Below are 21377 nucleotides of genomic sequence, written 5' to 3' on the forward strand. Positions count from 1 at the left end.
GCCGCAGTTCTCCCGTGCCCGTCCCGGCGCTCACGGCCGGGGGATGTTGCGCAGGTTGCTCCGCGCCAGGTCGACCATCCGCCCCACGCCGCCCGACAGCACCGTCTTCCCTGCCGCCAGCGCGAAGCCCTTCAGCTGGGCGGCGGTGATCCGCGGCGGGATGGACAGCGCGTTGGGGTCGGTGACCACGTCCACCAGGGCCGGGCCGGGCCGCTCCAGCGCCTCCGCCAGCACCTCCCGGACCCGGGCCGGTTCGGCGACCCGCTTGGCCGGGATGCCCATCGCCCGGGCGATGCCGGCGTAGTCCACGTCCCCGTTGTCGATCTCGGACTCCGGGTAGCCGGAGACCAGCATCTCCAGCTTGATCATGCCGAGCGCGCCGTTGTTGAAGACGACCGTCTTCACCGGCAGCCGGTGCTTGGCCACCGTGAGCAGCTCGCCGAGCAGCATGCCGATCCCGCCGTCGCCCGCCATCGCGATCACCTGCCGCCCCGGGCAGGCGAGTTGGGCGCCGATCGCGTGCGGGAGGGCGTTGGCCATCGAGCCGTGCAGGAAGGAGCCGATCACCCGGCGGCGGCCGTTCGGCTGGAGGTAGCGGGCGGCCCAGACGTTGTTCATGCCGGTGTCCACGGTGAACACCGCGTCGTCGGCGGCCACCTCGTCCAGCACCGAGGCGACGTACTCGGGGTGGATCGGCAGGTGCTTCTCGATGTCCCGGGTGTAGGCGCCGATCACGTCCTCCAGGGACCGGCAGTGCTTGCGCAGCATGCCGTCCAGGAAGGAACGGTCCTGCTTGGCTTCCAGCAGCGGCAGCACGGCCCGCAGGGTCGCCGCGACGTCGCCGTGCACGGCCAGCTCCAGCGCGGTGCGGCGGCCCAGCCGGGTCGCGTCGTGGTCGACCTGGACGGTGTGCACCTGTGGCAGGAAGGAGTCGTACGGGAAGTCGGTGCCGAGCATCAGCACCAGGTCGGCCGAGTGCAGCGTCTCGTGGCAGGCGCCGTAGCCGAGCAGACCGCTCATCCCGACGTCGTACGGGTTGTCGTACTGGATCCACTCCTTGCCGCGCAGCGAGTGCCCGATCGGCGCGTTCAGGGCCTGCGCGACCGCCATCACCTCGGCATGGGCACCGCGCACCCCGGCGCCGCAGAACAGGGCGACCCGGCGGGCCGCGTTGAGCAGCCGGGCCAGCTCCTGCACCTGGGACCAGGGCGGCGCGGCGACCGCCTGCTCGGTGAGGAAGTGGCTGGTGCCGGTCGGCCCGGCGGCGGGCAGGGCGGCGACGTCCCCGGGGAAGGCCAGTACCGAGACGCCGTGCGAACCCAGCGCGTGCTGGATCGCGACCCGCAGCAGCCGGGGCAGCTGGGCGGGGGTGGAGAGCATCTCGCACCAGTTGCTGCAGTCGGTGAACACCCGCTCTGGGTGGGTCTCCTGGAAGAAGCCGGTGCCGATCTGCCCGGACGGGATGTGCGAGGCCAGCGCGAGCACCGGCAGGCCGCTGCGCTGGGCGTCGTACAGGCCCTGGACGAGGTGGGTGTTCCCGGGGCCGCAGGAGCCGGCGCAGACCGCGAGCCGACCGCTGAGCTCGGCCTCGGCGGCGGCCGCGAAGGCCCCCGCCTCCTCGTTGCGGACGTGCACCCAGCTGATGCCCTCCGCCCGGCGGATCGCGTCCACCACCGGGTTGAGGCTGTCGCCGACGACGCCGTAGACCCGCTCCACCCCGGCCTGCCGGAGCACCTCCACCATCTGTTCGGCCACGGTCGCCACGGGGACTTCCCTTCGATCGCCACAGGACAGTTGCAGCCTCGGCCGGGTCCGGGGCCCCCGCACACGGGGCGGGGCGAACGGGTGAGGCTGCGCCGCCGCGTGCGGGGGGTGGGGGTGGGGGTGGGCTACTCCGCCGCCAGGTGGTCGTGTTGGCCGAGCTTGCCCGCGACCAGGCCCGCCTGGGGCTGACGCCGGGCGGGTTCGCGGCCCGGGGGCTGGGCGCAGCGCTCCTGGGCGGGCGGCGCGGTGGTGGGCAGGGTGACCGGGGATCCGGCCTTGACCTGCACCGACTCGCCGTCGTGCCGCAGGTGGATCACCTCGCCGCGGCACAGCGTGTAGGTGGTGCCCTCGTGGGTGATCCGGACGCCGAGCAGCTGCTCGCGCACCAGCAGGGAGAAGCTCAGCTTCATCAGCCCGGGGGGCAGCCGGGGGCGGAAGTCGAGCACCTCGTCGTGGTCGCGCAGTCCGCCGAAGCCGGCCACCAGGGCGATGCAGGCGCCGGCGAGCGAGGCCATGTGGAGGCCGTCGCGGGTGTTGCCGCCGAGGTCGTGGAGGTCCATCAACGCCGCCTCCGCCGTGTAGTCGTAGGCGAGGTCGAGCTGACCGACCTCGGCGGCGATGACGGCCTGGGTGCAGGCGGACAGCGAGGAGTCGCGGACGGTGAGCCGCTCGTAGTAGGCGAAGTTGCGGGCCTTCTGCTCGTCGGTGAACGCGTCGCCGCGGACCTGCATGGCGAGCACCAGGTCGGCCTGCTTGACCACCTGCTTGCGGTACAGGTCGAAGTACGGGTAGTGCAGCAGCAGCGGGTACTTCTCCGGCGGGGTCTCCTCGAAGTCCCAGACCTGGTGGTGGGTGAAGCCGTCGGCCTGGGGGTGGACGCCGAGGTTCTCGTCGTACGGGACGTACATCGCGGCGGCGGCGTCGCGCCAGGCGGCGGTCTCCTCGGTGTCGACGCCCAGTTCCCCGGCCTCGCGCGGATGGCGGACGGCGGCCTCGGCGGCGGCGCGCAGGTTCGTCTGCGCCATCAGGTTGGTGTAGACGTTGTTGTCGGCGACGGCGCTGTACTCGTCGGGGCCGGTGACGCCCTCGATCCGGAACTTCCCGGCGGAGTCGTGGTGGCCGAGCGAGCGCCACATCCGGGCGGTCTCCACCAGGAGTTCGAGGCCGTACTCGCGCTCGAACTCCTGGTCCCCGGTGGCCCGGACGTAGCGGGCGACGGCGGTGGCGATGTCGGCGCCGATGTGGAAGGCGGCGGTGCCGGCCGGCCAGTACCCGGAACACTCCTCGCCGCGGATCGTCCGCCAGGGGAACACCGCGCCGGCCAGGCCGAGTTGGGCGGCACGTTCGCGGGCCAGCGGAAGGGTGGTGTGCCGCCAGCGCAGGGCCTGGTTGACGGCGCCGGGCAGGCAGTAGGTGAGCACCGGCAGCACGAAGGCCTCGGTGTCCCAGAAGCTGTGGCCGTCGTAGCCCGGTCCGGTCAAGCCCTTGGCGGGGATGGCTCGTTCCTCGCTGCGGGCGCCGGCCTGGAGGACGTGGAAGACGGCGAACCGGACGGCCTGCTGGAGTTCGACGTCGCCCTCGATCTCGATGTCGCTGGTCTCCCAGAACTCCTTGAGGTACTCGGCCTGTTCGGCGACCAGGCCGTCCCAGCCGGTGTACCGGGCGGCGGTCAGCGCGGCCTCGACCTGGTCCCGGACGGCGGGCAGCGAGCGGGTGCCGGACCAGCCGTAGGACATGAACTTGACCAGCCGGAGCTTCTGTCCGGGCTCCAGCACGGTGGTGACGCTGATCCGGCAGTGGTCGGACTCGGCCTCGGCGACGGTGTCCAGGCGCTCCGGGCCCTCGATGACGTGGTCCATCCCGGCGGCGACCCGGATGCCGCTGAACCGGGTGCGGTGCACCAGGACGGCCTTGGTGCCGCCGGCGTGGTGCACCTCGGGCTGCAGCGGGGCCTCCAGCACGGCGGCGGCCCGCGGGTCGCCCTCGGGGCTGCCGGGCAGCTGCTCGTTGGCGACCAGCTCGGACTGGACCACGATCCGCACCGGCCCGTCCACCGCCTCGACGCTGTACTCAACGGCGGCGATGGCTCGCTGGGTCAGCGAGACGAGCCGGGAGGAGCGCACCCGGATGGTGCGTCCGGCCGGCGAGGTCCATTCGCACCTGCGGTGCAGCAGGCCTTCGCGGAAGTCCAACCAGCGCGTGTGGTCGACGAGTTCGCCGTACCGCAGGTCGAAGGGCTCGTCGTCCACCAGCAGTCGGATGATCTTGCCGTTGGTGACGTTGATGACGCTCTGGCTGGACTCCGGGTAGCCGTAACCGCCCTCGCCGTACGGCAGCGGGCGCAGCTCGAAGACGCCGTTGAGGTAGGTGCCGGGCAGACCGTGCGGCTCGCCCTCGTCCAGGTTGGCGCGCAGGCCGATGTGCCCGTTGGAGAGCGCGAAGACGGACTCGGCGCGGGCCATCGAGGTCGCGTCCACGCCGTGTTCGGTGATCTGCCAGGGGTCGACCGAGAAGTTGTCGGCGGGACTCATCCACCCACCTCGCTGCGCTCGGCAGAGGCGTTCGCCCACACGCACCGCTCGATGACTCGCTCGCTCATGACTCCGCCTCCCCCAGCAGCTCGGAGAGGTCGTCGACGACCACCGTGGCACCGTCGCGGCGCAGTTCGGCGGCCTGGCCGGTGCGGTTGACCCCGACCACCGCGCCGAAGCCGCCGGCCCGGCCGGAGGCGACCCCGGCGAGGGCGTCCTCGAAGACGACGGCGTGCGCGGGTTCGACGCCGAGCTCGCGGGCGGCGTACAGGTAGGTGTCCGGGGCGGGCTTGCCGGGCAGGGACTGCTGCTTGGCGACCACGCCGTCCACGATCAGGTCGAAGGCGTCCAGGAGGCCCGCCGAGCGCAGCACGTCACGGCAGTTGGCGCTGGAGGAGACCACCGCGCTGGGCAGCCCCAGCTCGCGCAGCCGGCGCACGTAGGCGACCGAGCCCTCGTACGGCGCGACGCCCTGCTCGCGGATCAGCCGCAGCACGGTGTCGTTCTTGGCCCGGCTGATCCCCTGCACCGTGCGGGCGTTCGGCGGGTCGTCCTCGGTGCCCTCGGGCAGGTCGATGCCCCGGCTGTGCAGGAACGCCCGGGTGCCGTCGAGGCGCGGGCGGCCGTCCACGTAGGTGTCGTAGTCGGTGACGGCGTCGAAGGGGACGAACTGCCCACCAGTGCGGGCGGCTTCGGCGCGCAGGAAGGCGTCGAAGGTGTCCTTCCAGGCCGCGGCGTGCACCGTGGCGGTCTGGGTGAGCACCCCGTCGAGGTCGAAGAGGAAAGCGCGGATGTCGTCCGGTAGCCCCAGCATGGGTGCAGTCTGCCCCAGGGAGCGCGGGGGATGCCGCCCATTCCCGGCGGCGCGTCGCGGGAAGGGCGGCGTCCGGTCGCCGCGGCGGAGACGGGCGGCGGGATCAGGGCGAGTCGGGCAGCTGGGCCTCGGGCGCCTGGATGACGGCGAAGACCGCGCCCTGCGGGTCCTTGACCACGGCCATCCGGCCGGACTGCATGTCGAACGGCGGCTGGATCACCGTGCCGTTGCGCTTGACCACGGCGTCCACCACGGAGTCGGTGTCGTCCACCGAGAAGTACGGCATCCAGTGCGAGGGCGTGCCGGCCTCCAGGTACTTCGGGATCTCCTGCATGCCGCCCACCGTGCGGTCGCCGACGTTCAGCGAGTAGTAGCCGTCCATGCCCTGGATGGTGGCCGGGCGCAGGCCCAGGGCGGGCTGGTAGAAGCGGCCGGCCGCTTCGGTGTCGGCGGTGTTGAGCTCGTTCCAGACCAGCGCTCCGGGCTCGTTGACCACGCCCGCGCCGATGAAGTCCATCGCCTGCCAGACGCCGAACACCGCGCCGGTCGGGTCGGCGGCGACCATCATCCGGCCGATGGTGCCGACGTCCATCGGGTCGTACAGGACCGTGCCGCCGGCCGCGGTGATGGCGGCTTTGGCCGCGTCGGCGTCGTCCGAGGCGAGGTAGGTGGTCCAGGCGACCGGCGGCAGCGGCTGGCCCTCGGGCCCGGACTGCGCCATGATCCCGGCAACCGGGCGGCCGTCCAGCGTGCACACGGTGTAGCCGCCGAACTCGGCCGGGCCGATCTCGCCCTGCCAGCCGAACAGGTCGCGGTAGAAGTCGAGCGCGGCCTGTTGGTCGCTCGCCATCAGGTCGATCCAGCACGGGGTGCCGGGCTTGTACGGGTCGGTCACTACGGGCATTGCTGGGCCTCCCGGAGGCGGTGGTGGCCGGCTGTGGTCGTCGGGCGGGCGGGGGCCCGGCCCGACCGGTACGGCCGTCCGCGCGGACGGCGGTACGACGGAGGTACACCGCCCACCTTCGGCCCGCCGCCGCGTTCCCGCCACCGGACGGCGCCCTGGCGGGCGACCCTCGGCCCGGCGGCCACCGGCCGCTCACCGGCCGCTCACTCCTCGTCGTGGCGCCGCGCGGTGACGAAGTACGGCTGCACCTTGCCGCTCTGCGCGTAGTCCTTGAGCCGGACCAGCAGTTCGGCCCAGGTGCCGGCCACCATCGGGACGCCCTCCTCACTGCCCGGCTGCCAGCCGCCGTGCCGGAACAGCAGCCGGGTGCGGTCGGGCGCGTCGGGCTGGTCGGCGAGGTCCCAGCTGATCCAGGTGCCGGCCCAGTGGGGCGGGAAGACCCCGGCGTTGGCCCACAGCACCCGGTCCAGGTCGGCCCGCTCGCGGCGCAGCCGGAACGGCTCGGGCACGCCGGGGAAGTCGAAGAGCAGCACGTCGCCCTCGCGGTCCACGCCGGTGGTCCACCAGCTGGTCAGCCCGTCGTGGGTGTTGAGCGCGTCGAGCACGGCGGCCCGCGGCGCGGCGATGTCGATCTGCAGGGCGATCTCGGGCATGGGGTCCGCCTCTCGGTGACCGGTGGGCCGCCCCCTTCTACGGCCCACGATGGCACGCCCCCGGGACGCACGCGCCCCGGGATCGCTCCCCCGCCGTTCCGGTGGGCCCGGTCAGCCGCCGCTGCCGTAGGTGGTGTTGGCGCAGATGTCGTCGTCCGCCGAGCGGGCGTCGTTGGTGACGGTGGTGGGCAGCGGCGCCGCGGGCGTCTGGGCGCCCGGGGTGGCGCTCGCGGTGCCGCCCGTGGTCGTCCCCATGCCGTTGGCCGCGGCGAAGTCCTGGCCGACGATCACCGAGATGCCCCGCGCGCTGCTGGGCTCCAGGCTGGCGCCGGGGAACAGCGCGGCGACCTTCTCCGCGTTCGCCTTCTGGCTGGAGCTGTACTCGATCGTGGTGGTCTTGTACTTCGTGTTCGCCGCCTGGCCCGCCGTGGTCGCCGTGAACTTGGCGCCCTTCAGCAGGTCGGTCGCCTTGCCGGCCAGACCGTTGGCGAGCGTGCCGTTGTAGACCGCGACCTTGATCGAGGCGTTGGAGGCGTCCCCGGCCGGGGCGGGCGGCGTGCTGGGCGCGGCCTGCTGGGGGGCGGCGCTCGGGCTGCCGCCGGCGTCCGGCTGCTGGCCGGTGGCGTTCTGGCCGTCGATGGTCTGGTCGGCCTTGAGGGTCTCCCAGAGCTTGTTGGCGTCCGGCTGGACCAGGTCGATGTTGGCGTCCTGGGTGCGGTAGCGCCAGGGCGCCGTGACGAACTTCAGGTCGTGCATGTCGATGTTCTTCAGCGACAGGCCGAAGGAGAGCAGCTTGTCCGCGGAGTCCAGGCCCGGGTCGACGGTCAGCGACTTGGTCGCCGCGTCGGCCAGCGGCAGCAGGTTGGTGGGGCTCAGCCCCTCCTTCTTCATCTTGGTGGCGAGCGAGCTCATGAAGGCCTGCTGGCGCTTCATCCGGCCGATGTCGGAGCCGTCGCCGATGCCGTGCCGCAGGCGGACGTAGTCGAGGGCCTGCTGTCCCTCGACGGTCTGCTTGCCCTGCGGGAGGACGAGGTTGCCCTTCTTGTGCAGGTTGGGGTTGATGTCGCCCTCGTAGATCGGCTTCGGCAGGCAGATGTCCACGCCGTTGACGGCCTTGGTCATCGCGGCGAAGCCGTTGAAGTCGACCACCATGGTGTGGTCGACCCGGATGCCGGTGACCTTCTCCACCGTGTTCTGGGTGCAGGCCGGGTTGCCGCCGTCGCTGCCGCCGACCGAGAAGGCGGCGTTGAACAGGTCGTTGCCGCCCTTGGTCCACTTGCCGTTGGGCAGCTTGCAGGACGGTATCGGCACGATCGCGTTGCGCGGGATCGAGATGCCGACGGCGTGCTTGTGGTCGGCGTAGACGTGCAGCAGGATCGTGGTGTCCGAGCGGGCGCCGCCGTCCTCGCCGCCGCCGAGGTCGGAGTTGTTGCCGCCCCGGCTGTCGGAGCCGATCAGCAGTACGTTGACCGGCTTGTTGCCGTCCGCGTCGGCCTTGGCCTCCGGCGGGCGGTCGGCGGCTATCGCGTCGGCGTCGAAGGACTTGATATTGGCGTTCAGCTTGTAGTAGATCGCGCCGCCGGCGCCCGCGACCAGCACCAGCACGCCGGCCGCCGACCAGGCGACGATCTTCTTCACGTTCTTCTTGGGCTTGGCGCTGCGCCGCGCCGCCGCCCGTCCGGCGGAAGTGCCGTCCGCCGCGCCGGCGCCCTTGCCCTGCGCGGCGCGACGGGCCTCGGCCCGGCCGCCGGAGCGCGGCGCGGGCACGGTGCCCGGTGTACCTTCCGCCGGGAGCGCGTCGGGCGCGCCCTCGCCCCGAGCCGGGCTCTCGCCCCTCCGACCTGACATGCGCGTACCTTTCACCGACGGAAGCGACGCCCCGGACGATCTGGCGCACCGCACAGGGGGAGACGGTCAGGGCCGCTCCCTGGTTGTACGTACGAAGGTCGGTACAGTCCGACCATCGTGGCTTCCGATCATATTGAGACGAAAGGTGATCACTGACCCCCGGTGCACCAACCATCCCGGTGGTCACGGGACGATCCCGCTACAGAACGTCCGAAAACACCCGATTCGGGCAGGGTGCCGAACCGGTCAGAAGACGCAGGGGATGCCGCCGTCGGACTGGGCGTCGACCATGGGGCCCTGCTGGGCCACATTGGTGCCGGGGTCGGTCGGGGCGCTGCTGGGGCGGTCGGCGGCGACGCCGGTGAAGGTGGTTCCGAGGGTGACCACGACGTGCCCGGCGGCGGCCGAGGCGGACTCGGTGGCGGTGACGCCGTAGCGGACGGCGATCCGGTCGGCGGCGTCCTTGGCACCCTTGCCGTAGGTGACCGCGGTGGCCTTCGGCTTGGTGGCGGCCGGGCCGGTCCGGCCCTCCTTGAAGCCCAGGCCGGCCAGCACCTTGGCCTCGTTGGAGGAGGACACCCCGGCGGCGGAGGAGGCGTTGAACACGTCCACGACGGCGGGGGCACCGGCCTGGGTGGGCGCCTGGCTCGGGGGCACGCTCGCGGTGGCGCCCGGCGAGGCGGTGTCGGCGGGGGCGGGGGCCGCGGCGGCGTCCGCGTAACCGAAGAGCTGCTTGACGATCTTCTGGATCTGGGGCGGGTTGACGAGGTTGACGTCCTGGCCGCCGACCTTCGAGAGGTCGGCCACCGGGAGGGTGCGGAACTCGACGTTGCCGCCGGTCAGGTTCGGCGCCTGCTGGGCGAAGTCCAGGACGTTCCACTGGTTGTCGATGACGAGGTCCTGCTGCACCACGCCCATCAGCTGCTGCATCTTGCCGAGGTCGCCGATGACGCCCTTCTCCTTGAGGTTGTGCACCACGTAGGAGATGAAGGCCTGCTGGCGGTGGGTGCGGGCGAAGTCGTCCGAGTTCCCGTGGCCGTCGTCCAGGTTGTGCCGCTGGCGGACGAAGGAGAGCGCCTGGGCGGCGTCGAGCCTGCTGTGCCCGGCCGGGAGCTTGAGCCCGGTGCCACCGCCCTCGTGGGTGGCCGTCCTGGAGACGATCGGGTCGTCGACCGGGTGGGTGAGGCAGACCTCGATCGGCTTGAGCACGTCGGCGATGTCGTAGAAGCCCTTCAGGTTCACCTCGGCGACGTGGTCGACGGGCTGGTCCAGGAAGGTCTGGACGGTGCGGATGGCGGCCGCGCGCCCGGCGTCGCGGCCGGCCTTCTCCAGGTCGGCGCCCTTGAGGCCCTTGGCCTTCGGGCCGTTGTTGAACTGGTCCTTGGCGTTGCCGTAGGCCTGCTTGATCTTGGCCATGCCCAGCTTGGTGCCGTCGCCCTTGTAGGTCATCACGTAGTCGTCGCGCGGGACCGACACCGCCTGCACCTTGCCGCCGCCCGCCGGTATGTGCAGCAGGATCAGCGAGTTGGTGTTGTAGCCGCCGATCTCGGAGTCGTGGCCGGCGTGCAGCTCGTTCTCGACGACCTCCGGGGGCAGGTCGGAACCGTCCATCGCCTTGCGGCTGTCCAGACCGATCAGCAGCAGGTTGATCGAGTTGTCGAGGTGCTTGGGGGCGTCCTTCCTGGTCTCGTCGAGGGCCTTGGAGGTGGTCATCCCGTCGGTCAGCGACGTGTACTCGTACCAGACCACCCCACTGGCCGCGAACACCGCGAAGCCGACCGTGCAGGCCACCACCCGGCCCGCGATCAGCAGGGGGAAGCGCCCGCCGCCGCTCGTGGCCTTGCGGGCGGCGGCGCGGCCGCCCTGCGGCTGCCCGGCGTTCCCGGCTTTCTCGGCGTTCCCGGCTTTCTCGGCGTTCCCGGCGTTCCCGGCGTTCCCGGCTTTCTCGGCGTTCCCGGCTTTCTCGGCGTTCCCGGCCATGGCTCCCCCGGTCCCGGACCGACGGTCGGCCCGTCCTCGACAGGTCTGTCGCGGCCCAGCGAAACACACGAGCGGATCAGGACGAAACGGTTCGATGTCCAATTGCCCTCGAAGGGGCGGTTTTGACGGCCGATCATCCCAGCCGGAAAGGCGCTCAGAGCCAGCCGCGCCGCCCCGCCAGCAAGCCGGCCTCGAAGCGGCTGCGGGCGCCGAGGCGGTCCATCAGGTCGGCCATCATCCGCCGGGTGGTGCGCAACGAGACGCCGAGGTGCTTGCCGGCGGCCTCGTCGGTGTAGCCCTGGCCGAGCAGGCGGAGGAGTTCCTGTTCCTGGCGGGTGAGGCCCTCTTCGTCGCGTTCGCGCGGGGCGCCGAAGGGGGTGGCGTCGGACCAGGTCTGCTCGAAGAGCGAGACCAGGGCGGCGAGCACGCCGGGTGACGAGATCTGGACGGCGCCCTTGAGGGTGTTGGCGGGGTCGATCGGGACGAGCGCGACCCGGCGGTCGATGACCAGCATGCGCAGCGGCAGGGCCGGCACCGTCCGCACCTCGCAGCCGAGGCCGGTCAGCCACTCGGCGTGCTGGACGGTGGCCCGGTCCTTGCGCACCGAGTCCAGGTACACGGTGCGCATGGTCACGCCCCGGGCGAGCAGTGCCTCGTTGTCGGGGCGGCTGGCCTGGAGCGAGGCGGCGGACTGGGCGCCGCCGGGGCTGAAGGTGAGCAGCTCGTCGCGGACCGCGCCGACCAGCTCCTCCATCCGCGCCTGGACGGTGGCCATGCCGAGCAGGCGCTCCAGCTGGCTGTCCTCGCGGGCGGACTCGTCGCGGAACTGGGCGAGCATGCCGGAGATCTCGGCCTGACGGCGTTCGAACTCCAACTGGGCGCGCTGCTGGACGGATTCGTAGTACCGCAGCAGGGCGGGCAGTCCGACCCTCGGGTCGACCGGCCGCAGGGCGCCGGACGGCTCGCCCTGGACGTCGTCCTCGCAGGGGCGGAGCAGGCGCAGGCCGGCGAGCTGGTCGAGGGCGGCGCGGACCTGGTCCGCTGTCAGGCCGAGCTTTCCGGCCAACCCCTCGACATCCAACTGATGATCGGTCAGCATCAACCGGTAGACCGCCTGCGCGGCATCGTCGATCCCCCGCGTCATCGGCGCACCACTCCCCCGCAGCCCGTACCGATTTCCGGCACTTGGCCGGACAAGTCCGCTGACCGATCATGCCAGGACGGACAGGGCAGGACAACTGCGGAAGCGTTTCTTTCGCGGCATCACGGGGGCACCGCGGGGGCAACGCGGAGGCGGCGGATCGGCCGGTCGCGATAAAGGTAATGGAAAGGTAATGGCACCAAGGTGCCACGGCGATCTTCCTGCCGCCCCGAACACCTTCCGATAGCCGTCGGCGTCCTCCAGACTTTCGGTTGTCGGGGAGCCGCGAGCTCCCCAGCCGGGCCCGCCGATGATCACGGACCGTCATCACCGACGGCCGACCGACGAAGTCGGGGAATTGGCCGGCACCCGCTTCCGAAACGCACTTGTCCTGGGGGTTCTCCATGCTGCTTTCCTGCCGCAAGCTCGCCTGTACCGCCGCGGCCGCGCTGGCCGTCGCCTGCGGCGTCCTGGCCGGATCCGCACACGCCGCGCCGGGCTCCGCGCCGGCCGTCAGCCCCGCCACCGCTTCCGTGCAGCAGTTCACGAACCACCTCACCACCCAGCTGCGCGAGTCCCAGCTGCTGATGCTCGGCGGCGAGGCGACCCCGACCGACTGGCGCTGGGGATAACGGCCATCCGCAGGCCACAGCACCTGATGACTCCGCACCACGACCGGCCGCCGGGCAGCCCGGCCGGTCGTCGGCGGAGAGCCGACGACCGAACTCCGGACCGCCGCATAAATTGAATGTGCAACAAACCGCCAGGAGCCACAGTGCCGGTTATCGAGCCGATTGTGCTGAACTTCTTCGGCCTCGAGATCGCCCTCGTCCAGGCCGACCGCGAGGAGATCTCATTCCATTTCGGGCCGCACCTCACCGGCATTTCCCGGGACCCCGACCAGCTGCGGGTGGAATTCTCCCGGGCTCCGGGGAAGGACGCGCCCGGCGATTTCCTGGTCCGCCGCAGTGACGGAACGCCGTTGCTGCGGCGCGCCTTCCGGGGCTGGGGGAACGTCCCTTCCGCGGTGCCGCCCTTCGCGGCGTTGCAGGACCGGTTCTGCCTAACCCAGGCCGTCGTGCTGGCCAAGGGCGGCGCCACCGTGGCACTGATCGGCGGACCGTACTCGGAGCAGGCCAACGTGGGCGCCGCGCTGGCGCAGCGCTCCTGGGAGTTCGTCTCGGGACGGCTGCTCGTGCTGGACCGCCGCACCGGGCACGTGCTGCCCCACCTCGCGCCGCTGGAGGCGCGCGGACCGGCCGCGGCCTGGCTTCGCGGCGCCGGACTGCCCGACGGGACGTGGCGCACCACCACCTCGCCGGGCGGCGGAGAAGTGCTGCTGGTGCGGCCGGAGAGCCTCGGGCCGGTGGTGCCGGTACGGGCCAGGCTGGCCCCGCCGGCGCTGGTCCGGCTCTGCCGCAGCGTCGACGAGGAAGTTCGGTTGGCACCATGGGAGTTCACCACCCGGACCTGGCCCGCCGACTCCAGTGGACTGCTCGCCGACGCGCCGACCCACTGCCTGCACCTGCCCGGCGTGAGCGGGGCGGAGGAGGCGGCCGGGCTGATCGATCATGCTTTGACCAAGGAGAAGGACGACCCGTGCCTCGACGTACCAGCTATGCCATCGGCGCACCGTGCTGGGCTGACTGCATCACTCCCGATCTGAACGGCAGCCGGGAGTTCTACTCGGCCCTGCTGGGCTGGGAGTTCGTCGCCGAGTCGCCGGACTACCAGCTGGCCGTGCTGGGCGGCGAGGTGATCGGCGGCTTCGGCGCCGCCCCGGTGGGCCTGCCGCCGCTGGCCACGTGGAACGTCTACCTGGCGACCAAGGACGCGGAGCACAGCTGCGCCCAGGTCGGGCGGCTGGGCGGACGGGTGGTGATGCCGCCGGTGCCCGCCGGGGAGAACGGGCGGCTGCTGCTGGCGGTCGACCCCTCGGGGGTCACGGTCGGCTTCTGGGAGGGGGCCCGGGCCGAGGGGGTGGTGCTCGCGGACGAGCCGGGCGCGATCTGCGGCCACGAACTGCGGGTGCCGTCCGCCACCCGGGCCGAGGCGTTCTACGGGCCGATGTTCGGCTACCGGCTGGGCTCGGACGGGGAGTTCGCGCTCGACGGCTTCGCCCACGCCCGGGTGGTGGAGAGCGACCAGGGCCGTCCGTGCTGGCTGCCGCTCTTCGGCGCGGCCGACCCGGCCGAGACCGTCCGCCGGGCGGTCGAGCGCGGCGCCCGGCTGATCCGGCCGGGCCGGGAGGAGCCGCCTGTGCTGCGCGATCCGTGGGGAGCGGAGTTCGGTCTGGTGACCGCTACAACGCCTTGACCGCGGCGCCGAGTTCGGGTCGCCCCTTGATCGCCAGCTTGCGGTAGATCCGGCCCAGGTGGGTGTCCACCGTGCGCTTGCTGAGGCAGAGCCGCTCGGCGACCTCCAGGTTGCTCAGGCCCTGGAGCACCAGCTCGGTGACCCGCCGCTCGCTCGGGGTCAGCCGGACCGGCCCGGCGTCGCGGGTGCCGATGGCCGGGCCGCTGCGCTCCTCGGCCGGGCGCGGCCGGGCGTCACCGCCGGGCAGCGGGTCGGCCGCGATGGTCCGGGCGGCGGCGTGCTCGCCGAGCGCCTGGTAGGCCTGCGCCGCGTGGGCGCGCCACGGCACGCAGGCCGGGTTGGCCACGCCGCGGGCGGCCAGCTGGTGCCCGCACTCCAGGAAGAGCCGCAGCGCCTGCTGCTGGTCGCCACGGTGGGCGGCGAGCAGGCCACGGGCCTCCAGCAGCACCGCGCGCAGCAACGGGTGGGCCTCGGAGGGCAGTTCGACCGCCGCCAGCTCGGCGTCGGCGCGCGCCGCGTCCACCGGGAGCCCCCGGCGCAGCCGGGCCCGTACGGCCAGGGCCCGGGCGGCGCCCGCGAGGTCCTCGGCCCGGATCTGCCGGGCCAGCCCGGCGGCCTGTTCGGCGTCGGCGAGCGCGGCGTCCAGCCGGCCCTGCCGGTGGGCGACGTCGGAGCGGGCCAGCAGGGCGAGGGCGAGTTCGCCGCGGTGGTTCCAGCGCTGGGCGGAGCGGACCACCCGACCGGCCCAGGCGGCCGCCTCGTCCAGCCGCCCGGTCCAGGCGTAGGCCATCGCCGCGCCCAGGACGTCCGTCCCCGCCTCGGCGGGTGAGACCCGGCGCACGCAGCGCGTCGCCAGCCGCACCGCCGTACGGGGCTGTCCCCCGGCGGCGGCCAGCGCGGCCAGGGCGCCGAGCATGCCGGTGACGGTGGGCTCGGTCGGGTGGGCGCGCAGCGCGGCGAGGGCGGGCCGCAGAGCGGTGCGCCGGCCGGTCAGCACGGCCTGGGCGGCGAGCGGGAGCAGCAGCTCGGCGGGGGGTGCGGGCGTGGCCGGGGTTCCCGCGGCGAGCGCCGCGGCGGCCTCGGCGAAGGGCACGGCGGCGGCGCCGGCCGCGCTCAGCGCGAGCACCGGTCCGGCGAACGGTCTCAGCAGCCGGGCCCGTTCGACCGGGTCGGGCGCGTTCGCCGCGAGGCCGGCGGCGCAGCGGGCGGCGGCGGCCACGTCGCGGTGGAGTTCGACGGTGCCGAGCTGCCCCGTGAGCGAGCGGACCAGTTCCGGGTCGACGGCGTCGGCGAGGGCGCGTTGGAGGTAGCGGGCGGCGTCGTCCCAGTGGCCGTCGGCGGCGGCCTCCCGGGCGGCGGTGCGCAGGACGGGGACGGCCCAGTCCAGTCCGGTGGTGCCGGAGGACATCAGGTGTTCTGCGGTGCGGGCGGCGGGGGCGCCGAGCCGGGCCAGCAGGGCGGCGGCCCGCTCGTGCAGGGCGACCAGGACGCGCGGGTCGGTGCGGGCCAGGACGGCGGTGCGGACCAGCTCGTGCCGGAAGGTCTCGGGTGGTCCCGGCTCGATCAGGTCGGTGCGGCGCAGCGCCTCGCGGGCGTCGTCGGCGAGCAGTTCGCCCTGGCCGGTGAGCAGGGCGGCGGTGGCGAGGTCGGCGTCGGCGCCCAGCACGGCGAGGGCGGTGAGTAGTTCGGCGGCCCGGGGGTGGCTCTGCCGCAGCCAGCTGAGGGTGGTGTCGGCGAGGGTGCCGGCGCCGATCCGCAGCACCTTGTCGAGGTCGGGCGAGCCGGGCGAGATCCGGGCGGCGGCCAGCCGGGCGGTGAGTTCCTCGACCACCAGCGGGTTGCCGCGGGAGAGGTCGTGGCAGACGGCGGCGAGTTCCGGGTCGACGGGGGCGTCGAACTCCTCGGCGACCCGTTCGGCCACGCAGCTGTCGCAGAGCGGGCCGGGGGTGAGAGTGCGGGCGTGGCGCAGGGCGGCGAGCTCGGCGGCCAGCGGGTCGGCCGCCTCGTCGGCGGTGCTCGCGAGCAGGGCGACCGGCAGGCCGTCGAGCCGCCGGGCGAGGTAGGAGAACCACTGCCGGGACTCCTCGTCAGCCAGGTGGAGGTCGTCCACGGCCATCACGACGGGCGTCCGGGAGGTGAGCGAACGGGCTGCGTGGAAAAGGTTGTTCAGCACCCGCTCGCGCCCGTTCCCGGCGCTTTCGGAACCCCCCGGGAAGGCCCTCGGGACAACCCCCGGACCGGCCCCCGGAAGCGCCGCCGGAAGGGCCTCGGCGAGGAATTCCCCAGGTGTTTCGCCCAGGAATTCCGGGGTTGCCGCTGATGCACTTGTCATGCGCATGAAAGGATCGAAGAGCTGGCGCACCACGCCGTACGGAAAGTCCCGCTCGTTGTCGTGGCAGCGGGCGCGCAGCACCACCGCCCCGCCCGGCATCCGGGCCAGCGCGGCCCGCAGCAGCGCGCTCTTCCCGATCCCCCGCGGGCCCCTGACCAGCACGACCGCGGACCGGCCGGCGCCGGCACCCGCCACCGCCCGCGCCAGCTCCGCCAGCTCCGTCTCCCGGTGCAGCAAAACTCCAGTCGGCACCGCAACCCCCCGTCGTACCCCTCGCGCGGACACACCAGTATCGCCCCGCGCGCCCCCCTGTCAACGGTCCGGGCGAATACGTACGGCACTACGTACCGGTCCGACGGAATACGCAATTCCGCGCGATGCGTAAGTCGAAGGCCCCGCCGAATATGCAGTATGTACAGCTCATTTGACGCCGTGTTCGAATACTCGCAACGAACTTGTGAACACAGGGGGATGACTTATGGAGCGTCCGCGGCTCAAGGCCCATTTCCTCACCGAGACGGTGGGCGAAAAGGTCTTCCTGCTCGGAGAGGGGCAGGACTACCTCGTCCCGGGAGCCGCCGCGGTGCGCCTCCTGCCCTACCTGGACGGACGGCGCACCGTCGCCGAGATCCTCCAGGAACTCGGTGGCGAGGTCGGGCTCGGCCAGGCGCTGACCGCGCTGCGCCGCTACGAGGCGGCCGGGCACCTCGCCGAAGGCCGGCCCGACCTGCCCGACCACGTGCTCGCCTACTGGGACGCCCAGGGCGTCGACCCGGCCGTCGCGCTCGAGGCCGCCCGGGCCACCGAGCTGCTGGTGCTCGCCCTCGGCGCCGCCGAGGCCGCCCCGCTGGTCGAGGCGCTGACCGCCACCGGCCTGCGCGCCCGCGCCGTCACCGAGGACGACGCCCTCGCGGCCGGCCCGGACACCCTGGTCGTCGCCCTCACCGACGACTACCTCGACCGCGCCCTGGAGCGGCTGAACACCGCCCGGCTCGCCGACGGCCGCCCCTGGCTCCTCGCCAAGCCCACCGGAACCTCCCCCTGGCTCGGCCCGCTGCTGCGCCCCGGCGAGACCGGCTGCTGGAGCTGCCTGGCCCAGCGGATCAGCGGCAACCGCCAGGTCGAACGCTACCTGGCCGGCAAGCGCGGCGAGACCGTGCCGCTGCACCCCACCCGCGCCGCGATCCCGGCCGGCCCGGCGATGACCGCCCAGCTGCTCGCCACCGAGGCCGCCCGCATCCTGGCCGACGAGTGCTGCTCCGCGCTGTCCGGCACCATGGTCAGCCTCGACCTCAACACCCTGCAGACCACCGAGCACACCCTGGTCCGCCAGCCCCAGTGCCCCAGCTGCGGAGACCCGGCCCTGCTCACCGAGCGCAGCCCCAAGGTCGTCCTCCAGCCCAGCCCCGCCCGCCACACCACCGACGGCGGCTACCGCGTCCAGGCCCCGCAGTTCACCTACGACCGGCTCAAGCACCACATCAGCCCGCACCTGGGCGCGATCACCCGCCTCGGCGCGCACGAGGACAGCGGCAACGGCATCACCTACAGCTTCACCGCCGGCCACAACTTCGCCATGGTCAACGACAACATGGACCTGCTGCGCCGCAACATGCGCGGTCAGAGCGGCGGCAAGGGCCGCTCCGAGATCCAGGCCAAGGTCAGCGCGATCTGCGAGGCGATCGAGCGCTACTCGGCGGTCTGGCGCGGCGAGGAGCCGGTGGTGCGCGCCGCCTACCGCGACCTCGACCCGGCCGTCGCCGTCCACATGGACGCCCTGCTGCAGTTCTCCGACGCCCAGTTCGCGAACCGCGCCGAGTGGAACGCCGACCCCAAGCACCGGCTCCACCTGGTGCCCGACCCCTTCCCGGTCGACGCCGAACTGGACTGGACCCGCGCCTGGTCGCTCACCCACGACGAGGAGCGGCTCGTCCCCTCCGGCTACGCCTGGTACGGCCACCCCGACCTCCAGCAGCACTTCTACTGCGTCGGCGACTCCAACGGCTGCGCCAGCGGCAACACCCTGGAGGAGGCGATCCTCCAGGGCTTCTGCGAGGTCGTCGAGCGCGACGCGGTCGCCCTGTGGTGGTACAACCGGCTCGCCCAGCCCGAGTTCGACCTCGACTCGCTGAACGACCCGTACGTGGACACCATGCGCGCCTTCTACGCCTCGGTGGACCGCGAGCTGTGGGTGCTCGACCTCACCTCCGACCTCGGCGTGCCGGTGTTCGCCGCGATCTCCCGGCGCAGGCACGAGGTCGAGGACATCATGGTCGGCTTCGGCGCCCACCCGGACCCGAAGATCGCCGCGATCCGCGCGCTCACCGAGGTCAACCAGTTCCTCCCCTTCGTCGACCGCCGGGACGAGAACGGCAACACCCTCTACCGCACCGACGACCTGGAGACCCTGGAGTGGTGCAGGACCGCGACGATCGCGAGCGAGCCCTGGCTGCTGCCCGACCGCGCCCGGCCCGCCAGCACCCTCGCCGACTTCGCCCCGCTCACCGGTGACGACCTCGCCGGACACGTCCGGGACTGCGTCGAGCGCGCCCGCAGGGCCGGCGTCGAGGTGATCGTGCTCGACCAGAGCCGCCCCGACCTCGACCTCGCCGTGGTCAAGGTGATCGCCCCCGGCATGCGCCACTTCTGGCGCCGCCTCGCCCCCGGCCGGCTCTACGACGTGCCGGTGCGCCAGGGCCGACTGGCCGCTGCGCACACCGAGGAGCAGCTCAACCCGAAGAACGTCTTCTTCTAGGAACGGCCGGGTGCAGACGAGATGACCACCGCCCTTGACGAGATCCACCTGCCCGCCGCCGCACGGACGGTGCGCCGGCTGCGGCTGCGCCCCGACGGCGCGCTCGCGCCGCTCGGCCCCAAGGCCGTCCGGCTGACCGCGCCGGTCGGCGCGCTGAACCTCCCCGACCTGGCGCCCGGCGCCATGGAGGCGGTCGCCGCGCTGGCCGCCGGGGAGCAGACCGAGGAGGAACTGGCCGCCCTGGTCGCGGCCCGGGACGGCGACGCCGGGCTGCTGCGCTGGCAGCTGACCCGCCGTCGGCTCGGCACGGCCGGGATGCTGGAGCACTCCGTCCACCTCGCCACCGACGCCGCGGACGAGCCGCTGGCCCGGCTGCGCCCGGTCGGCCGGGGCGCCGCCGAGCCGGGGCCCACCCCCGACCCGACCGGGCGGGTGAAGCTGTCCCGCTTCGCCTCCGCCTCGGTCGAGGGCGGCGCCCTGCTGGTGCGCGCCCCGGGCAGTGCGCTGGCCGTCCAGCTGACCACCAGGGCGGCCGGCCTGCTGGCCGCCCTGGCCGGCTGGACCAGCCCCGCCGCGCTCGCCCAGCTCCCCGGCGGGCTCCCGCTGGACGCCGTCCGGCAGACCCTGCGGCTGTTCGCCGCGGCCGGGCTGCTGGCCTACGGCTCCCCCGGCTCAGAGCCGGAGGCCGAGGAGCAGCGCTTCGCCCAGTGGACGGCCGCCGACCTCGCCTTCCACTCCCGCACCCGCCGGCCCACCTCCGTGGCCGGGTACGGCGGCACCTACCGGTTCGGCGACCGCTTCGCCCCCGAGCCGGCCTCCCCAGCGCCGTTCGCGGGCCGCAAGGTCGCCCTGCCCGTCCCGGACCTGGACGAACTCGCCCGTGGTGACCGGCCGTTCACCGAGGTGCTGGAGCAGCGCCGTTCGGTGCGCGACCACGACGAGCAGGCGCCGATCACCCTGGAACAGCTCGGCGAGTTGCTCTACCGCAGCGCCCGCCGCCGGCAGACGTTCACCGGCGGGGACGGCCAGGAGCTGGCCGACCGGCCGTACCCGAGCGGCGGCGCGGTGCACGAGCTGGAGCTGTACCCGCTGGTGACCTCCTGCGCGGGCCTGGAGCCCGGGCTGTGGCACTACGCGACCGACCGGCACGAGCTGGAGCTGGTCAGCGAGCCGAGCGCCGCGACCGCCCAACTGGTGAAGAGCGCCCGCGAGTCCAGCCTGATGCAGACCGACCCGCAGGTGGTGCTGCTGGTCACCGCCCGCTTCGGCCGGGTGATGTGGAAGTACGAGACGGTCGCCTACCCGCTGATCCTCAAGCACGTCGGCGCGCTCTACCAGACCCTCTACCTGGTCGGCACCGCCATGGACCTCGCGGTCTGCGGCCTCGGCGGCGGCGACGCGGCCGACTTCGCCGCGGCCAGCGGACTCGACTACTTCACCGAAGGCAGCGTCGGCGAGCTGGTCATCGGCAGCCGGCCACCGACGCTGCGTCAGGACGTCGGCGTTCCACGGAGAGAAGCGAGACGATGAAGTTCCGTTTCAAGGCGCTGCAGCGGATGCGCGAGCCGGACGAGCTCGACTCGCCGACCCTGCTCGCCGCGCCGCGGGGCTGGATCGCCCTGTTCGTCGTGATGATCACCATGGCCACCGCGCTGCTGTGGACCTTCGCCGGGAAGATCCCGATCACCGTGGACGCCCCGGGCCTGCTGACCCACCCGCACGGCACCGCGATGATCCAGAGCCCGTTCGGCGGGATGGTCCGCACGGTGCTCGCCAAGCCCGCCGACCAGGTCCAGCAGGGCCAGTCGGTGGTCCGGGTCGAGGACACCGAGGGCCACAGCCGGGAGATCACCAGCCCGTTCGGCGGGCGGGTGGTCGGCCTGTCGGTCACCGACGGGCAGGTGGTCACGCCCGGCTCGCCGGTCGCCTCGGTCGAGCGGGTGGACGACCCGAAGGAACGGATGGTCGCGATGGTCTTCGTGCCCGCGACCCGCAGCGTCGGGCTGGAGCCCGGCGACCAGGTGGACCTCAACGTGTCCACCACCCCGGCCGGCGCCTTCGGGCTGCTGCGCGGCACCGTCAGCTCGGTCAGCCCGTACGCGCTCACCAGGGAGGCCGTTTCCGGCCTGGTCGGCGGCGACCTCGCCGCCCAGCGCTACCTCGGCAGGGACGCGCCCCGGCTGGTCGTCGTCGACCTGACGCCCGACCCCGGCACCCCGAGCGGCTTCGCCTGGACCTCCCAGAGCGGCCCGCCGAACCCGCTGGGTACCCAGGTCGCCGTCACCGCCACGATCAACGTCGGCCGGCAGACCCCGTTCAACCTGATCCTCGGCCGCTGA

Annotated in this window: 15 protein-coding genes; 6 read left to right on the forward strand and 9 right to left on the reverse strand. The window is 73.1% G+C overall.

Annotated elements, in window-relative coordinates:
* Positions 1–30: 30 nt before the first annotated feature.
* The 8 genes from ACH4J0_RS31500 to ACH4J0_RS31535 all read right to left on the reverse strand — a co-directional run bounded on the left by ACH4J0_RS31500 (position 31) and on the right by ACH4J0_RS31535 (position 11638).
* On the reverse strand, positions 31–1743 hold the full coding sequence (locus tag ACH4J0_RS31500) for a pyruvate dehydrogenase (RefSeq protein ID WP_396244252.1): 1713 nt from the start codon (positions 1741–1743) through the stop codon (positions 31–33).
* A 146-nt stretch (positions 1744–1889) separates the two neighbouring features.
* Positions 1890–4295: a glycoside hydrolase family 65 protein gene (locus tag ACH4J0_RS31505; protein ID WP_396244200.1), complete on the reverse strand. Its 2406-nt coding sequence runs from the start codon at positions 4293–4295 to the stop codon at positions 1890–1892.
* Between the two features lie 64 nt (positions 4296–4359).
* Positions 4360–5109 (reverse strand): HAD family hydrolase, encoded by a 750-nt coding sequence (locus ACH4J0_RS31510; RefSeq protein ID WP_396244202.1) that lies wholly within the window; start codon positions 5107–5109, stop codon positions 4360–4362.
* Between the two features lie 103 nt (positions 5110–5212).
* Positions 5213–6013 carry a VOC family protein gene (locus tag ACH4J0_RS31515; protein ID WP_396244204.1) on the reverse strand — a complete coding sequence of 267 codons (801 nt, stop codon included), beginning with the start codon at positions 6011–6013 and terminating at the stop codon, positions 5213–5215.
* A 203-nt stretch (positions 6014–6216) separates the two neighbouring features.
* The gene (locus ACH4J0_RS31520) at positions 6217–6666 is read right to left on the reverse strand and encodes an SRPBCC domain-containing protein (protein ID WP_396244205.1); all 450 of its coding nucleotides are present in this window, start codon (positions 6664–6666) and stop codon (positions 6217–6219) included.
* A 111-nt stretch (positions 6667–6777) separates the two neighbouring features.
* Positions 6778–8433: an LCP family protein gene (locus ACH4J0_RS31525; protein ID WP_396244206.1), complete on the reverse strand. Its 1656-nt coding sequence runs from the start codon at positions 8431–8433 to the stop codon at positions 6778–6780.
* A 327-nt stretch (positions 8434–8760) separates the two neighbouring features.
* Entirely contained in the window at positions 8761–10494 is a 1734-nt protein-coding gene (locus ACH4J0_RS31530; RefSeq protein WP_396244208.1) for an LCP family protein, read from the reverse strand.
* Positions 10495–10648: 154 nt separating this feature from the next.
* Entirely contained in the window at positions 10649–11638 is a 990-nt protein-coding gene (locus tag ACH4J0_RS31535; RefSeq protein ID WP_396244209.1) for a LuxR C-terminal-related transcriptional regulator, read from the reverse strand.
* 401 nt (positions 11639–12039) lie between these two features.
* On the opposite strand from ACH4J0_RS31535, the gene ACH4J0_RS31540 reads away from it, so the two are divergent.
* The 3 genes from ACH4J0_RS31540 to ACH4J0_RS31550 all read left to right on the forward strand — a co-directional run bounded on the left by ACH4J0_RS31540 (position 12040) and on the right by ACH4J0_RS31550 (position 13951).
* Positions 12040–12267: a hypothetical protein gene (locus ACH4J0_RS31540; RefSeq protein WP_396244211.1), complete on the forward strand. Its 228-nt coding sequence runs from the start codon at positions 12040–12042 to the stop codon at positions 12265–12267.
* A 164-nt stretch (positions 12268–12431) separates the two neighbouring features.
* A complete protein-coding gene (locus tag ACH4J0_RS31545) occupies positions 12432–13301 on the forward strand; it encodes a hypothetical protein (protein WP_396244214.1) in 870 nt (289 codons plus the stop codon).
* Positions 13235–13951 (forward strand): VOC family protein, encoded by a 717-nt coding sequence (locus ACH4J0_RS31550; protein WP_396244216.1) that lies wholly within the window; start codon positions 13235–13237, stop codon positions 13949–13951. The genes ACH4J0_RS31545 and ACH4J0_RS31550 overlap by 67 nt, the downstream gene beginning before the upstream one ends.
* On the opposite strand, the gene ACH4J0_RS31555 is transcribed toward ACH4J0_RS31550, so the two are convergent.
* Positions 13938–16535, reverse strand: coding sequence for an AAA family ATPase (locus ACH4J0_RS31555; RefSeq protein WP_396244218.1), 2598 nt, complete (start codon positions 16533–16535; stop codon positions 13938–13940). The genes ACH4J0_RS31550 and ACH4J0_RS31555 overlap by 14 nt on opposite strands.
* 226 nt (positions 16536–16761) lie before the next feature.
* Between ACH4J0_RS31555 and ACH4J0_RS31560 the strand changes: the two genes are divergently transcribed.
* Genes ACH4J0_RS31560 through ACH4J0_RS31570 form a run of 3 tightly spaced genes read left to right on the forward strand, consistent with a single transcriptional unit; the run spans position 16762 to position 21377 of the window.
* Positions 16762–19038, forward strand: a complete 2277-nt coding sequence (locus ACH4J0_RS31560; protein WP_396244219.1) for a TOMM precursor leader peptide-binding protein — start codon at positions 16762–16764, stop codon at positions 19036–19038.
* Between the two features lie 21 nt (positions 19039–19059).
* Positions 19060–20568, forward strand: a complete 1509-nt coding sequence (locus ACH4J0_RS31565) for a SagB family peptide dehydrogenase (RefSeq protein ID WP_396244221.1) — start codon at positions 19060–19062, stop codon at positions 20566–20568.
* Positions 20565–21377 (forward strand): HlyD family efflux transporter periplasmic adaptor subunit, encoded by an 813-nt coding sequence (locus ACH4J0_RS31570; protein WP_396244223.1) that lies wholly within the window; start codon positions 20565–20567, stop codon positions 21375–21377. The genes ACH4J0_RS31565 and ACH4J0_RS31570 overlap by 4 nt, the downstream gene beginning before the upstream one ends.

The organism is Kitasatospora sp. NPDC017646, from assembly GCF_044329365.1.
Classification (GTDB): Bacteria; Actinomycetota; Actinomycetes; order Streptomycetales; family Streptomycetaceae; genus Kitasatospora.